Source organism: Prauserella endophytica (assembly GCF_005146945.1).
Taxonomy (GTDB): domain Bacteria; phylum Actinomycetota; class Actinomycetes; order Mycobacteriales; family Pseudonocardiaceae; genus Prauserella_A; species Prauserella_A endophytica.
Genome location: NZ_SWMS01000017.1, coordinates 35,280 through 48,540 on the forward strand (window position 1 = coordinate 35,280; position 13,261 = coordinate 48,540).

The 13,261-nt window shown below is 70.7% G+C and carries 12 protein-coding genes; 11 read left to right on the forward strand and 1 reads right to left on the reverse strand.

The window, feature by feature from the left end:
- Window positions 1-15: 15 nt before the first annotated feature.
- Window positions 16-1,662: a PucR family transcriptional regulator gene (locus FCN18_RS26350; protein WP_113644086.1), complete on the reverse strand. Its 1,647-nt coding sequence runs from the start codon at window positions 1,660-1,662 to the stop codon at window positions 16-18.
- A gap of 114 nt (window positions 1,663-1,776) precedes the next feature.
- On the opposite strand from FCN18_RS26350, the gene FCN18_RS26355 reads away from it, so the two are divergent.
- The 11 genes from FCN18_RS26355 to era all read left to right on the forward strand — a co-directional run bounded on the left by FCN18_RS26355 (window position 1,777) and on the right by era (window position 13,162).
- Entirely contained in the window at window positions 1,777-3,072 is a 1,296-nt protein-coding gene (locus FCN18_RS26355) for an aspartate aminotransferase family protein (RefSeq protein WP_137096375.1), read from the forward strand.
- Window positions 3,073-3,089: 17 nt separating this feature from the next.
- Window positions 3,090-4,586: a CoA-acylating methylmalonate-semialdehyde dehydrogenase gene (locus FCN18_RS26360; RefSeq protein ID WP_113644087.1), complete on the forward strand. Its 1,497-nt coding sequence runs from the start codon at window positions 3,090-3,092 to the stop codon at window positions 4,584-4,586.
- A gap of 58 nt (window positions 4,587-4,644) precedes the next feature.
- A complete protein-coding gene (hrcA, locus tag FCN18_RS26365) occupies window positions 4,645-5,670 on the forward strand; it encodes a heat-inducible transcriptional repressor HrcA (protein ID WP_112268190.1) in 1,026 nt (341 codons plus the stop codon).
- 213 nt (window positions 5,671-5,883) lie between these two features.
- Window positions 5,884-7,044 carry a molecular chaperone DnaJ gene (dnaJ, locus tag FCN18_RS26370; RefSeq protein ID WP_112268188.1) on the forward strand — a complete coding sequence of 387 codons (1,161 nt, stop codon included), beginning with the start codon at window positions 5,884-5,886 and terminating at the stop codon, window positions 7,042-7,044.
- Entirely contained in the window at window positions 7,041-7,793 is a 753-nt protein-coding gene (locus FCN18_RS26375) for a 16S rRNA (uracil(1498)-N(3))-methyltransferase (protein WP_137096376.1), read from the forward strand. The genes dnaJ and FCN18_RS26375 overlap by 4 nt, the downstream gene beginning before the upstream one ends.
- A 554-nt stretch (window positions 7,794-8,347) precedes the next feature.
- Window positions 8,348-8,716, forward strand: coding sequence for a histidine triad nucleotide-binding protein (locus tag FCN18_RS26380; RefSeq protein WP_112268185.1), 369 nt, complete (start codon window positions 8,348-8,350; stop codon window positions 8,714-8,716).
- A 94-nt stretch (window positions 8,717-8,810) separates the two neighbouring features.
- Window positions 8,811-9,857: a PhoH family protein gene (locus FCN18_RS26385; protein WP_112268183.1), complete on the forward strand. Its 1,047-nt coding sequence runs from the start codon at window positions 8,811-8,813 to the stop codon at window positions 9,855-9,857.
- A gap of 204 nt (window positions 9,858-10,061) precedes the next feature.
- Window positions 10,062-10,613: an rRNA maturation RNase YbeY gene (ybeY, locus tag FCN18_RS26390; RefSeq protein WP_112268181.1), complete on the forward strand. Its 552-nt coding sequence runs from the start codon at window positions 10,062-10,064 to the stop codon at window positions 10,611-10,613.
- The gene (locus tag FCN18_RS26395; RefSeq protein ID WP_112268179.1) at window positions 10,610-11,938 is read left to right on the forward strand and encodes a hemolysin family protein; all 1,329 of its coding nucleotides are present in this window, start codon (window positions 10,610-10,612) and stop codon (window positions 11,936-11,938) included. Before ybeY ends, FCN18_RS26395 begins: the two co-directional genes overlap by 4 nt.
- Complete coding sequence (locus FCN18_RS26400; RefSeq protein ID WP_112268177.1) at window positions 11,931-12,266, forward strand: cytidine deaminase; 336 nt, start codon at window positions 11,931-11,933, stop codon at window positions 12,264-12,266. The genes FCN18_RS26395 and FCN18_RS26400 overlap by 8 nt, the downstream gene beginning before the upstream one ends.
- Window positions 12,263-13,162: a GTPase Era gene (gene era / locus FCN18_RS26405; RefSeq protein WP_112268175.1), complete on the forward strand. Its 900-nt coding sequence runs from the start codon at window positions 12,263-12,265 to the stop codon at window positions 13,160-13,162. Before FCN18_RS26400 ends, era begins: the two co-directional genes overlap by 4 nt.
- Window positions 13,163-13,261: the final 99 nt, after the last annotated feature.

Below are 13,261 nucleotides of genomic sequence, written 5' to 3' on the forward strand. Positions count from 1 at the left end.
CGCGCACGACATGTGTTACTCGGCCGGGTGATCGGGGTCGCTCGATCGGGCGAGCACGTCGTGCACCAGGAGTGCCATATGGAGCGACAACATCGATTCCGGATCCTCCAGTTGGACGCCGAGCACCTGCTCGACACGGGCCAGCTGCTGGTAGTAGGCGGTGCGCGAGGTGTGCGCCGCCGCGGCGGCCGCCGACTTGTTGCCGCCGTGCTCGCAGAAGTGCCGCAGCGCCTGCAACAGCCTGCTGCCCGACGCGGCGTCGCGCGCCAGCAGCGGGCCCAGCTCACGCGCGGCGAACGCCGCCAGGCGGTCGTCGTCGCCGAGCAGGTGCAGCAGGCCGCGAAGCCGCACGTCCTCCAGCCGGTGGTAGCCGCAGCGGGGCTCGTCGTCGCGTTGCAGTGCCGCGGCCGCGACGTGGGCGGCCTCGGTGAGGCTGCGGCCCGCGTCGGTGGCCGACTCGACGGGGGTGCCGACCGCGATCACCACCGGCACCGTCGGCTTGGCCTGCTGGATCTCCCTCGCCAGGCGCCGCACCACCGCATCCGTGTTGGCCTGCGGGGACAGCGACAGCAGCGCGCGCACGCTCGTGTCGTCGACGCTGCCCACCAGCGCCGAAACGCGAGCCCGCCGGGTGGCCAGCGCGGTCGCCTCGGCGAGCTCCCGCAGCAGCGGCTGGCTCGACGCCGAGGCCGGCGGGCCAGCGGATCCGGTGAGCCGGGGCCGGATCGCGGCGCCGACGAGCCTGCGGCCCGTCAGCGGCACCCGCAGCGCCGACGCGCGCGCGGCCAGCTCCGCCGGGGTCGTCGGGGAGGCCAGCAGCTCGGCGAGCACGCCCCGGTGGGCCTGCCGTTCGAGGGTGTCGCCCTCGCGTGCGAGCAGGTGGTGCACGGCGAGTGCCGACGCGGCCCGCTCGGCCACCACCACGTACCGGTGTGGTGGCGGCTCCGCGCACGCCACCACCAGCCGTCCCCAGTCGTGGCCGCGCGCGCCGACGATCGTCACCAGCCAGCCCGCCTTCGCGTCGTACCCGGTGCGCTCGCCGAGCCGCACCGCGCGCGAGCGCGGCTGCCAGTCGGTCAGCAGCTCCGCCGGGTCGGCTCCGGTCGCGTCGTAGGCGAGCACCTCGTGCGACAGGGTCTCCAGCACCACCGGCTGCCCGGTCAGCCTCGCCACCTCGCGCAGCACGACGTGCGGCTCGGCGCCGGACACGGTGAGCGCCGTGAAGGTCTCGTGCACCTGTTCGGCGGCCTTCAGCTCGGCGACCTGCGCGTCGACGATCAGCCCGTTGACGGCCTCGGTCACCGTGACGTACCTGGTCTCGCGGGAGAGCGTCACCAGCGGCAGGCCGTGTTTGTCGGCGGCCTCGACGAGTGCGGCAGGCAGCCGGTCGTTCCAGTGCCGCACCAGCTCGACGACGAGCCCGGTGACCCCGACCCCGGCCAGCTCCTCGACGTAGCGGGCGAGCGCGGCGTCGTCGTCGGGCAGGGCGATGCCCGTGGTGAGCACCAGCTCGCCCCCCTTGAGCAGGTGCGCGATGTCGGCGACCTCGGCCACGTGCACCCAGCGCACCCGCCCGTCGAGCCCGGCCGCGCCCGCGACCACCCGCGGACCACCGTGGCGCACCACCGGCAGTGCGAGCACCTCCGCGACGGTCGGGTACATCCCGCTCCTGTCCTCGCCGAACACCAGCCGAAAAGCAGACTGTACGGCGATGAGCGGTACTCGGTACATATTGTCGGTGGCGTTCTCACCGGCACCCCCGTGAGACTCGGACGCATGACGGAACCGGACCTCCTCCGCCGCCACCGGGCCGTGCTGCCGGACTGGCTCGCGCTGTACTACTCCGACCCGATCGAGATCGTCAGCGCCGAAGGCAGGCACGTCACCGACTCGCAGGGACGCACCTACCTCGACTTCTTCGCGGGCATCCTCACCAACGCGATCGGCTACGACGTCCCGGAGATCTCCGACGCGATCCGCCGCCAGCTCGACACCGGCGTGCTGCACACGTCCACGCTGTACCTCATTCGCAAGCAGGTGGAGCTCGCCGAGCAGATCGCGGAGCTGTCCGGGATTCCCGACGCGAAGGTGTTCTTCACCAACTCCGGCACCGAGGCCAACGAGACCGCGCTGTTGCTGGCCACGCAGTACCGGCGAAGCAACCAGATCCTGGCCCTGCGCAACTCCTACCACGGCCGGGCTTTCGGCACCGTCGGCATCACCGGCAACCGCGGCTGGTCGGCCAGCTCGCTGTCGCCGGTGAAGGTGAGCTACGTGCACGGCGGCTACCGCTACCGGGGCCCGTTCGCGCACCTGTCCGACGCCGGCTACATCGCCGCGTGCGCCGACGACCTGCGCGACGTACTCCAGACCACCACCTCCGGCGACGTCGCCGCGCTCATCGCCGAGCCGATCCAGGGCGTCGGCGGGTTCTGCACACCGCCGGACGGGCTTTTCGCGTCGTTCAAGGAGATTCTGGACGAGCAGGGCATCCTGCTGATCTCCGACGAGGTGCAGACCGGCTGGGGCCGAACGGGCGAGCACTTCTGGGGCATGGACGCGCACGGTGTGAAGCCCGACATCATGACGTTCGCCAAGGGCGTGGGCAACGGTCTCGCCATCGGCGGCGTGATCGCGCGCGGTGAGATCATGGACTGCCTCAAGGCGAACTCGATCTCGACCTTCGGCGGCAACCCGGTCGCCACCGCGGGCGCCAAGGCCACTGTGGACTATCTGCTCGAGCACGACCTGCAGGGCAACGCCGCGAAGCTGGGCGACCGGCTGCTGTCCGGCCTGCGTCAGATCGGTGCCCGGCACGACATCGTCGGCGACGTCAGGGGCAAGGGCCTGATGATCGGCATCGAGCTCGTGCGGCCGGGCGGCACGGAGCCGAACCCGCCGGCCGCGACGGAGGTGCTGGAGGAGACGAGGAGCAGGGGGCTGCTCGTCGGCAAGGGCGGCCTGTACAACAACGTCATCCGGCTCGCCCCGCCGATGACCCTCACCGGCGACGAGGCGGAACAGGCACTGGACATCCTCGGCGAGGCCATCACCGCCGCCGACCACCGCTGACGAAGGAGAACGCTCGCGTGACGAACCGGATCAGTCATTGGATCGACGGCAAGAGCTGGGCTGGGGTCGCTGAACGGACCGGGGAGGTGTTCGATCCCGCCACCGGCGAAGTCCGCGCATTGGTGGACTTCGCCGGTGACGGGCAGGTCGCCGAGGCCGTGAACGCCGCTGCCGCCGCCTTTCCCGGCTGGCGCGACACCTCGCTCGCCGCGCGCACGAAGATCATGTTCGCGTTCCGCGAGCTGCTCGTGGCGCGCAAGGAGGAGCTCGCCGCGATCGTGACGAGCGAGCACGGCAAGGTGCTCTCGGACGCCGCGGGCGAGGTGCAGCGGGCGATCGAGAACGTCGAGTACGCGTGCGGTGCGCCGCAGCTGCTCAAGGGCGGGTACAGCGAGAACGCGTCGCGCGGGGTCGACGTGTACTCGCTCGCCCAGCCGCTCGGGGTCGTCGGCGTGATCTCGCCGTTCAACTTCCCGGCGATGGTGCCGCTGTGGTTCGTGCCCAACGCGATCGCGTGCGGCAACACCGTGGTGCTCAAGCCGAGCGAGAAGGATCCGTCGGCCGCCAACTTCATCGCTGAGCTGTTCGCCGAGGCCGGCCTGCCGAGCGGCGTGCTGAACGTGCTGCACGGCGACAAGGTCGCGGTGGACGGTCTGCTGAAGCACCCTGAGGTGAAGGCGATCTCGTTCGTCGGCTCCACACCGATCGCGCGCTACGTCTACGAGACCGGCACGGCGGCGGGCAAGCGCGTGCAGGCGCTCGGCGGCGCGAAGAACCACATGGTGGTGCTGCCCGACGCCGACCTCGACCTCGCCGCGGACGCCGCGGTGTCGGCCGGGTTCGGCTCGGCGGGGGAGCGGTGCATGGCCGTGTCGGTCGTGGTGGCCGTGGAACCGGTCGGCGACGAGCTGGTGAGCAAGATCACCGAGCGGATGGGCAGGCTGCGGGTCGGCGACGGCCGCAGGCCCGACTCGGAGATGGGACCACTCGTCACGGCGGCCCACCGCGAGCGCGTCGCGTCATATCTCGACGCCGGTGTCGAGGCCGGGGCGCGGCTCGTGGTGGACGGCAGGGAGGCGGGCGTCGACGGCGACTCGGGCGGCTTCTGGCTCGGCCCCACGCTGTTCGACCAGGTCGAGCCCGGCATGTCGATCTACACCGACGAGATCTTCGGGCCCGTGCTGTGCGTCGCCCGCGCCCACAGCTACGACGCCGCGCTGGCGTTGATCAACGCCAACCCGTACGGCAACGGCACGGCGATCTTCACCAATGACGGCGGGGCTTCTCGGCGGTTCCAGAACGAGGTCGAGGTGGGCATGGTCGGCGTCAACGTGCCGATCCCCGTGCCCGTTGGCTACTACTCGTTCGGCGGCTGGAAGAACTCGCTGTTCGGCGACAGCCACGCGTACGGTCCGGAGGGTTTCCACTTCTTCACCCGCACCAAGGTCGTCACCTCGCGCTGGCTCGACCCCTCCCATGGAGGCGTCAACCTGGGCTTCCCGCGCAACGTCTAGGCGACAACACGTTCGGGCACCGTAAACTCGTTGTCAAAAGGCGACGGAGGAGGTGCCGGTGGCCATCGCGGACGAGCGACGTTTCGAGGTGCTACGCGCCATCGTGGCCGACTACGTGTCGAACCAGGAGCCCGTCGGCTCCAAGGCACTGGTCGATCGCCACAACCTCGGTGTGTCGAGCGCCACTGTGCGCAACGACATGGCCGCGCTGGAGGAGGACGGCTACATCACGCAGCCGCACACCAGCGCCGGCCGCATCCCCACGGACAAGGGTTACCGGCTCTTCGTCGACCGGCTCTCCGAGATCAAGCCGCTGTCATCCGCCGAGCGCAGGGCGATCAGGCAGTTCCTGGAGGGCGCGATCGACCTCGACGACGTCCTGCGCCGCTCGGTGCGGCTGCTCGCGCAGCTCACCCGCCAGGTCGCCGTCATCCAGTACCCGACGCTGACCAACTCGACGGTGCGCCACGTCGAGGTGGTCCCGCTGACGCCCGCTCGGCTCATGCTCGTGCTGATCACCGACACGGGCCGGGTCGACCAGCGCACCGTCGACCTCGGCGACGTGGTCACCGACGACGCCGTGGCCAGGCTGCGCGACGTCCTCAACGGCACGCTCGCCGGGCACAAGCTCGCCGAGGCCGCCGCGAAGGTCTCCGAGCTGCCCGAGTCGAGCCCGAGCGAGCTGCGGGACGTGATGACCAGGGTGTGCACGGTGCTGGTCGAGTCGCTGGTCGAGCACCCCGAGGAGCGGCTGGTCCTCGGCGGCACGGCCAACCTCACACGCAACGTCGCCGACTTCCCCGGCTCGCTGCGGCAGGTGCTCGAGGCGCTGGAGGAACAGGTCGTGGTGCTCAAACTGCTCGCCGCCGCCCGCAACCCCGGTGCGGTCACCGTGAGTATCGGTGAGGAGAATGAGGACGAGCAGATGCGGAGCACCTCGATCGTGTCGATCGGGTACGGCTCCGACCAGCTGCTGCTGGGGGGCATGGGTGTGGTCGGTCCGACCAGGATGGACTACCCGGGCACGATCGCCGCGGTACGCGCGGTGGCCAACTACGTGGGCCAGATCCTGTCCGGCAAGTAGCCGGACCGTTGTGGCTCGTTACTAGGAGGACGAGTGTCAACGAACTGCCGGCTGGCGAGGCGAGCACAGGTCGCGCTCCAGCCGAAGGCCCCGCGATCGTGGCGGCGGGGCGCCGAGGCGGCGCGAACGGACACCGCGTAACCAGGTCAGAGCCCCGGCGGCGCGATCGCGTCGCGCGCGGGGTCGGCAAGAACACAGGAGGACGTCAAGACGGTGGCGAGGGACTACTACGGCATTCTGGGCGTGCCGAAGAACGCGAGCGACCAGGAGATCAAGCGCGCGTACCGCAAGCTCGCCCGCGAGCTGCACCCCGATGTCAACCCGTCCGAGGACGCGCAGCACAAGTTCAGCGAGGTCACCACCGCCTACGAGGTCCTCTCCGACCCGCAGAAGCGCAAGATCGTCGACCTCGGTGGGGACCCCATGGACAACGGGGCCGGCCGCGGCGGTGGCGGTGATCCCTTCGCGGGCTTCGGCGGGCTCGGCGACATCATGGACGCCTTCTTCGGCGCCGCCGCGGGCGGCGGCAGGGGCCGTGGGCCGCGCAGCCGCGTGCAGCCGGGCTCCGACGCGCTCATCCGGCTGAGCCTCTCGCTCGAGGAGTGCGCCACCGGCGTCGACAAGGAGATCACCGTCGACACCGCGATCCTGTGCGACCGCTGCCGTGGCGCCGGAACGGCGGAGGGCGGCTCCGTCACCACGTGTGACACCTGCAACGGGCAGGGTGAGATCCAGTCCGTGCAGCGCTCGTTCCTCGGCCAGGTGGTCACCGCCCGTCCGTGCCCGGTGTGCCGCGGCTTCGGCGAGGTCATCACCGACCCCTGCCAGCAGTGTGGGGGCGACGGCCGCGTGCGCGCGCGCCGCAACGTCACCGCCAAGATCCCGCCCGGCGTCGGCGACGGCATGCGCATCCGGCTCTCCGGCCAGGGCGAGGTCGGCGCGGGCGGCGGCCCGGCGGGCGACCTCTACGTCGAGATCGACGAGGAGCCGCACGACGTCTTCGTCCGCCAGGGCAACGACCTGCACTGCCACCTGCGCATCCCGATGACCAGCGCCGCGCTCGGCGCCGTCGTGCCGCTGGAGACGCTGATCGACGGCGAGCAGGAGATCGACATCGAGCCCGGTACGCAGCCGAACACCGAACTCGTGCTCACCGGAAAGGGCATGCCGAGACTGCGCTCCTCCGGCCGCGTTGACGGCAGGGGCGACCTGCACGTCCACGTCGAGGTGGTCGTGCCGACCAAGCTCGATGACGAGCAGTCCGGGCTCCTGCGCGAGCTGGCCCAGCTGCGTGGCGAGGAGGCGCCGATGCTCGCGGGCAACGGCACCAAGCACGGCGGGCTGTTCTCGAAGCTGCGCGCCAAGAGCCGGTGACCGAGACCACCCCACCGGTCTTCCTGGTCGAGGCGCTGCCACCCGGCGGCCACGTCGTTCTCGACGGCGAGGAGGCCCGCCACGCCGTCACCGTCCGCCGCACGCGGGTCGGCGAGCGGCTGACCCTGTCCGACGGGAACGGCGGCGTCGCCGACTGCGTGGTGGACGCCGTCCACCCCGGCAGGGACGCCCGGCTGGAGCTCACCGTCGAGACCCGCCGCGACGAGCCCGAGCCCGCGCTGCACGTCACGATCGTGCAGGCGCTCGCGAAGGGCGATCGCGGCGAGCTGGCCGTCGAGCTCGCCACCGAGGCCGGAGCCGATGCCGTGCTGCCCTGGCGCGCCGCGCGCAGCATCGCGCGCTGGGACGACGGGCCCCGCGGCGCCAAGGCGCTCGCGCGCTGGCGCGGCACGGCCCGCGCTGCCGCCAAGCAGGCCCGCAGGGGCCGGGTGCCCGAGGTCGGCGACCCGGTGAGCACCCGGCAGCTCGCGGCGTTGCTCGCCGACGCCGACGGCGCGCTCGTGCTGGAGGCGGGCGCCGAGCACCTCCTCACCGAGGTATCCCTCCCACAGCAAGGGAAGCTGTACGTCGTCGTGGGCCCGGAGGGCGGCGTCACGGCCGAGGAGCTCGCCGCGTTCCGCACCGCGGGCGCCGTCGAGGTGCGGCTCGGGCCCACGGTGTTGCGCACGTCCACGGCAGGCGCGGTCGCGCTCGGTGCACTCGGTGCCCTGACTGCGCGGTGGCGGTAGCCCGAATGGACGCGGGCAATCCTGCCCACACGGCTGTTTGGACCCTTTTTCTCGGTGATTTCTGGCGCATCTCGGCAACCAGCCGTTACTGTTGTTAACGATCGGACACACACGGATGGCCGTGTGCTGACGACCCCGCCGGACACCTCCCCCCTCGGTCCGGCGGCGCCGCGGTGGCGAGTGGAGCGACCCCCAGGCTTCACCGCCCCGCGGCTTCTTAGTCGGGTGGCCTCCGGCCACCCTCCCCCTTGGCGGTGTCGCTGTGTTCTCTGGGGGGACACCCCCCAGACCCCCCGAACCGCCCCGCGGCTTCTTAGTCGGGTGGCCTCCGGCCACCCTCCCCCTTGGCGGTGTCGCTGTGTTCTCTGGGGGGACACCCCCCAGACCCCCCGAACCGCCCCGCGGCTTCTTAGTCGCTCCGGGCCTTTGGCCCTCCGCTCCCTCTTCGCGGTGTCGCTGTGTTTTCTGGGCGGCATGTGGTCGTGGGGTTGCCCTTCTTGCGGTCGGCGGTCCGGTGGTCGGCCTTCGGGTGTGGTGGACGTTAGGGTTTGGCCATGAGTGATGCCGATACCTTGTTCGAGCGGATCATTGCTCGAGAGATTCCCGCCGACATCGTGCACGAGACCGAGACGACGCTGGCCTTTCGCGACATTCAGCCGCAGGCCGCCACGCACGTGCTGGTGGTGCCGAAGAAGCGGTATCGGAACGTCGCCGAGCTCGCCGCGGCCGACCCGCAGTTGCTCGCCGACGTGATCGCCACCGCGGCCAAGGTCGCCGAACTGGAAGGCCTCACCGAAAACGGCTACCGGGTGGTCTTCAACACCGACTCCCACGCAGGTCAGACCGTTTTCCACGTGCACGCGCACGTGCTCGGAGGGGAACAGCTCGGCCACTTCGGGCGTTACTCGGGTGAGGCCGGGTAATCTAGCCGCCCTGATGTGTCGATGCCGTTAACATCGACAGGGCAAGCAGCAACGACGAGTGGCACGTACGTGCAGAAAGCAGGCCAGAGGCCACGTGGCCGGAACCGTTCCGCAGCAACCAGCAGACGCCGTCTCGCAACCAGCGGCTCAGTCGGCACAGTCGAAGTTCCCGATTCCCGACGCCGCCGCGCTCGTTCTGCTCGGCTCTCGTGACGAGAACCTCCGCGCCGCGGAAGACCTCCTCGATGCCGACGTGCACGTCAGGGGCAATGAGGTCACCCTCACCGGCGCGCCGTCCGACGTCGCCTTCGCCGAGCGCGTCTTCGCCGAGCTCGTCACCCTTGCCACCCGCGGCCAGCAGGTCGGGCCCGACACCGTCCGGCGCACCGTCGCGATGCTGTCCACGGGCACGTCGGAGTCGCCGGCCGACGTGCTGAGCATGGACATCCTGTCCCGCAGGGGACGGACGATCCGGCCCAAGACGCTGAACCAGAAGCGGTACGTCGACGCCATCGACAAGCACACGATCGTGTTCGGCATCGGCCCCGCCGGCACCGGCAAGACATACCTCGCCATGGCGAAGGCGGTGCAGGCCCTGCAGGCCAAGCAGGTCAACCGCATCATCCTCACCAGGCCGGCTGTCGAGGCGGGGGAGCGGCTCGGCTTCCTGCCCGGCACGCTCTACGAGAAGATCGACCCCTACCTGCGCCCCCTGTACGACGCGCTGCACGACATGGTCGACCCCGACTCGATCCCGCGCCTGATGCAGGCGGGCACGATCGAGATCGCGCCGCTGGCCTACATGCGCGGTCGCACGCTCAACGACGCGTTCATCATCCTCGACGAGGCGCAGAACACCACGCCCGAGCAGATGAAGATGTTCCTGACCCGCCTCGGCTTCGGCTCGAAGGTCGTGGTCACCGGTGACATCACGCAGGTCGATCTGCCGAGCGGGCAGCGCAGCGGGCTGCGGATCGTGCGCGACATCCTCGAGGGCGTCGACGACCTGCACTTCGCCAGCCTGAACAGCCAGGACGTGGTGCGGCACAAGCTGGTCGGCGACATCGTCGACGCGTACGAGAAGTGGCAGGCCACCCAGGACGCCGCCACGGGCAACGGAAGGGCCGTCAGCGGTCGATGAGCGATGACGAGCGCAGCGAGGAATTGCTCCGTTGGACACAGTGCGTTCGTGCCTCGCGGGTGTTCTCGCCGGGTGAGGGACGAAGGAGGCGGGGACGCCCGTGAGCATTGGCGAGCGCAGCGAGGAATCGCTCCGTTGGACACAGTGCGTTCGTGCCTCGCGGGTGTTCTCGCCGGGTGAGGGACGAAGGAGGCGAGAACGCCCGTGAGCATCGAGATCGCCAATGAGTCCGGCGTCGGGGTCGACGAGGCGTCGATCGTGTCGGCCGCCCGGTTCGCGCTGGACCGGATGGAGGTCAGCCCGCTCGCGGAGCTGTCCGTGCTGCTGGTGACCCTCGACGTGATGGAGGACCTGCACGAGCGCTGGATGGACCTTCCCGGCCCCACCGACGTCATGGCGTTTCCCATGGACGAACTGGAGTCCACGCGGCGGCCCGACGCGCCAGAGGCCTCGCCCGCGCTGCTGGGTGACATCGTGCTGTGCCCCGCGTTCGCCAAGGACCAGGCACGCACGGCCGGGCACTCGCTCATCGAGGAGCTGCACCTGCTGACCGTCCACGGCGTGCTCCACCTGCTCGGCTACGACCACGCCGAGCCGGCCGAGGAGCGCGAGATGTTCGCGCTGCAGAGGCGGATCCTGGCCGACTTCCGCGCCGCGGCACTCGCCGCGCAGCGGCAGGACGTCCAGCGCAGCAACGACGACCGTCTGCTCGGGGCGGCCGGGCTCGACCGGGGGCACGACCAGGAGGCGCCGTGACCGGCTCGGCCGTCCTGCTGGTCATCGCCACGCTGCTGGTGCTGCTCGGCGGTGTCTTCGCCGCCGCCGACGCCGCCGTGAGCACCGTCTCGCAGGCCCGCGTCGAGGGGCTCGTCCGCCTCGGCCGCGTCGGTGCGCGCCAGTTGCTCGCCGTGGTCGGTGAGCGCAGCAGACACATCAACCTGCTGTTGCTGCTGCGCATGAGCTGCGAGCTGACCGCGACCGTGCTGGTCACCATCGTCAGTGTGCGCTGGTTCCAGCCGGTGCCGCTCGCCGTGCTCGCCGCCGGGCTGATCATGGTGCTCGTCAGCTACGTCCTCGTCGGAGTCGGCCCGCGCACCATCGGCAGGCAGCACCCGTACCGCGTCGGCACGATGGTCGCCGGGCCCGTGCGCGTGCTCGGCACCATCCTCGGCCCGCTCAGCAAACTGCTCATCGTGCTGGGCAACGCGATCACGCCCGGCAAGGGCTTCCGCGAGGGCCCGTTCACCACCGAGACCGAGCTGCGCGAGCTGGTCGACCTCGCAGGCGAGCGCGGCGTCGTGGGCACCGACGAGCGCGAGATGATCCACTCGGTGTTCGAGCTGGGGGACACCGTCGCGCGCGAGGTGATGGTGCCGCGCACCGAGATCGTGTGGATCGAGCAGGGCAAGACCGTGCGCCAGGCGCTCGCGCTGTCCATGCGCACCGGGTTCACGCGGCTGCCGGTGATCGGCGAGTCCGTGGACGACATCGTCGGCGTCGTGAACCTCAAGGACCTGGTGCGGGCGTCGATGGCGGAGAGCGGCACGGCCCGTCAGGTGAGCGAGCTGATGAACCCCGCCAGCTTCGTGCCCGACTCCAAACGGCTCGACAGCCTGCTCAAGGAGATGCAGATGTCGCGCCACCACATGGCGATCGCCGTCGACGAGTACGGCGGCACGGCCGGCCTGCTCACGATCGAGGACATCCTGGAGGAGATCGTCGGCGAGATCACCGACGAGTCCGACACCGGCGAGCGCCCGCCCGTCGAGCACCTCGACGAGCGCGTGGTGCGCGTGTCGGCGCGCCTCGGCATCGACGACCTCGGCGAGCTGTTCCACGTCGACCTCACCGACCACGACGTGGAGACGGTCGGCGGCCTGCTCGCGCAGCGACTCGGCCGGGTCCCGCTGCCCGGCGCGGAGGCCGAGGTCGAGGGTCTGCGGCTGCGGGCAGAGGGCGGCAAGGACCGGCGCGGCAGGATGCGCATCACGACGGTGGTGGTGCGTCCCGCCGACGAGGAGTGGGTGCCGCCCCGGCAGAACGGAACCGACGAGCGCGATAGGAGCGTCGAACATGCCTGACCTTGACCCGGAGGACGAGAAGATCATCGTCCTCGCGCGCTCCACCCGAGCCCGCATCCAGGCGGAGGAGGGGGCCGCCGTGCGCGACACCGACGGCCGCACCTACGCCGCCGCCACGGTCGACCTGCCCTCGTTCAAGCTGACCGCGTTGCAGGCCGCCGTGGCCGCCGCCGTGTCCAGCGGTGCGGAGGGCCTCGAGGCCGCCGCCGTGGTCACGAACCAGGTCATGGTCAAGGGCGCGTCCGTGCAGGCCGTGCACGACCTCACGCCGAGCGCGCCGATCCTGCGGGCCGATCCGTCCGGGGCCGTGCAGGAGATCCTTCGGTGACCGACGAGCACCGGTCCGGGTTCGCCTGCTTCGTCGGGCGGCCCAACGCGGGGAAGTCGACGCTCACCAACGCACTCGTCGGCACCAAGATCGCCATCACGTCGAGCAAGCCGCAGACCACGCGGCACGCGATCCGCGGCATCGTGCATCGCGACGACGCGCAGCTGATCATCATCGACACCCCCGGCCTGCACCGCCCGCGCACGCTGCTCGGCCAGCGGCTCAACGACGTCGTGCGCTCGACGTGGTCCGAAGTGGACGTCGTGGGGTTCTGCGTGCCCGCCAACGAGAAGGTGGGCCCCGGTGACAAGTTCATCGCGGGTGAGCTCGCCAAGATCGCCCGGCACACACCGGTGATCGGCATCGTCACCAAGACCGATCTAGCTTCGCCGGACCAGGTCGCGCAGCAACTGCTGGCGCTGCAGGACGTCATGGAGTTCGCCGACCTCGTCCCGGTGTCCGCTGTGGATGGTTACCAGGTGGGCACCCTCGCCGACGTGCTCGTGCGGCGGCTGCCGGAAGGACCCCAGCTCTACCCCGGCGGCGACCTCACCGACGAGCCCGAGCAGACGCTGGTCGCCGAGCTGATCAGGGAGGCCGCGCTGGAGGGCGTGCGCGACGAGCTGCCGCACTCGATCGCGGTGGTCGTGGAGGAGATGCAGCCCCGCGAGGGCCGCGACGACCTCATCGACGTCTACGCGCACGTGTTCGTGGAGCGGCCGAGCCAGAAGGGCATCGTGCTGGGCCACCGGGGCAGCAGGCTCAAGCAGGTCGGCGCGGACGCGCGCAAGCACATCGAGGCCCTGCTGGGCACGAAGGTGTACCTCGACCTGCACGTCAAGGTGGCGAAGGACTGGCAGCGCGACCCGAAACAGCTGGGCCGCCTCGGCTTCTGAACCCGTTGTTCGTGGCACCCAACCGCAGTGAAGGCCACCTTCACTGCGTTGAACGCAGTGAAGGTGGCCTTCACTGCGGTCGACGCAGGCAAGTGGCCT

Excerpts from the sequence above, each read along its gene's own strand:
- FCN18_RS26400 (WP_112268177.1), top strand. The coding sequence starts at position 11,931 with ATGCCTGACCTTGACCCGGAGGACGAGAAGATCATCGTCCTCGCGCGC.
- FCN18_RS26355 (WP_137096375.1), top strand. The coding sequence starts at position 1,777 with ATGACGGAACCGGACCTCCTCCGCCGCCACCGGGCCGTGCTGCCGGAC.
- FCN18_RS26350 (WP_113644086.1), bottom strand. The coding sequence starts at position 1,662 with ATGTACCCGACCGTCGCGGAGGTGCTCGCACTGCCGGTGGTGCGCCAC.
- FCN18_RS26380 (WP_112268185.1), top strand. The coding sequence starts at position 8,348 with ATGAGTGATGCCGATACCTTGTTCGAGCGGATCATTGCTCGAGAGATT.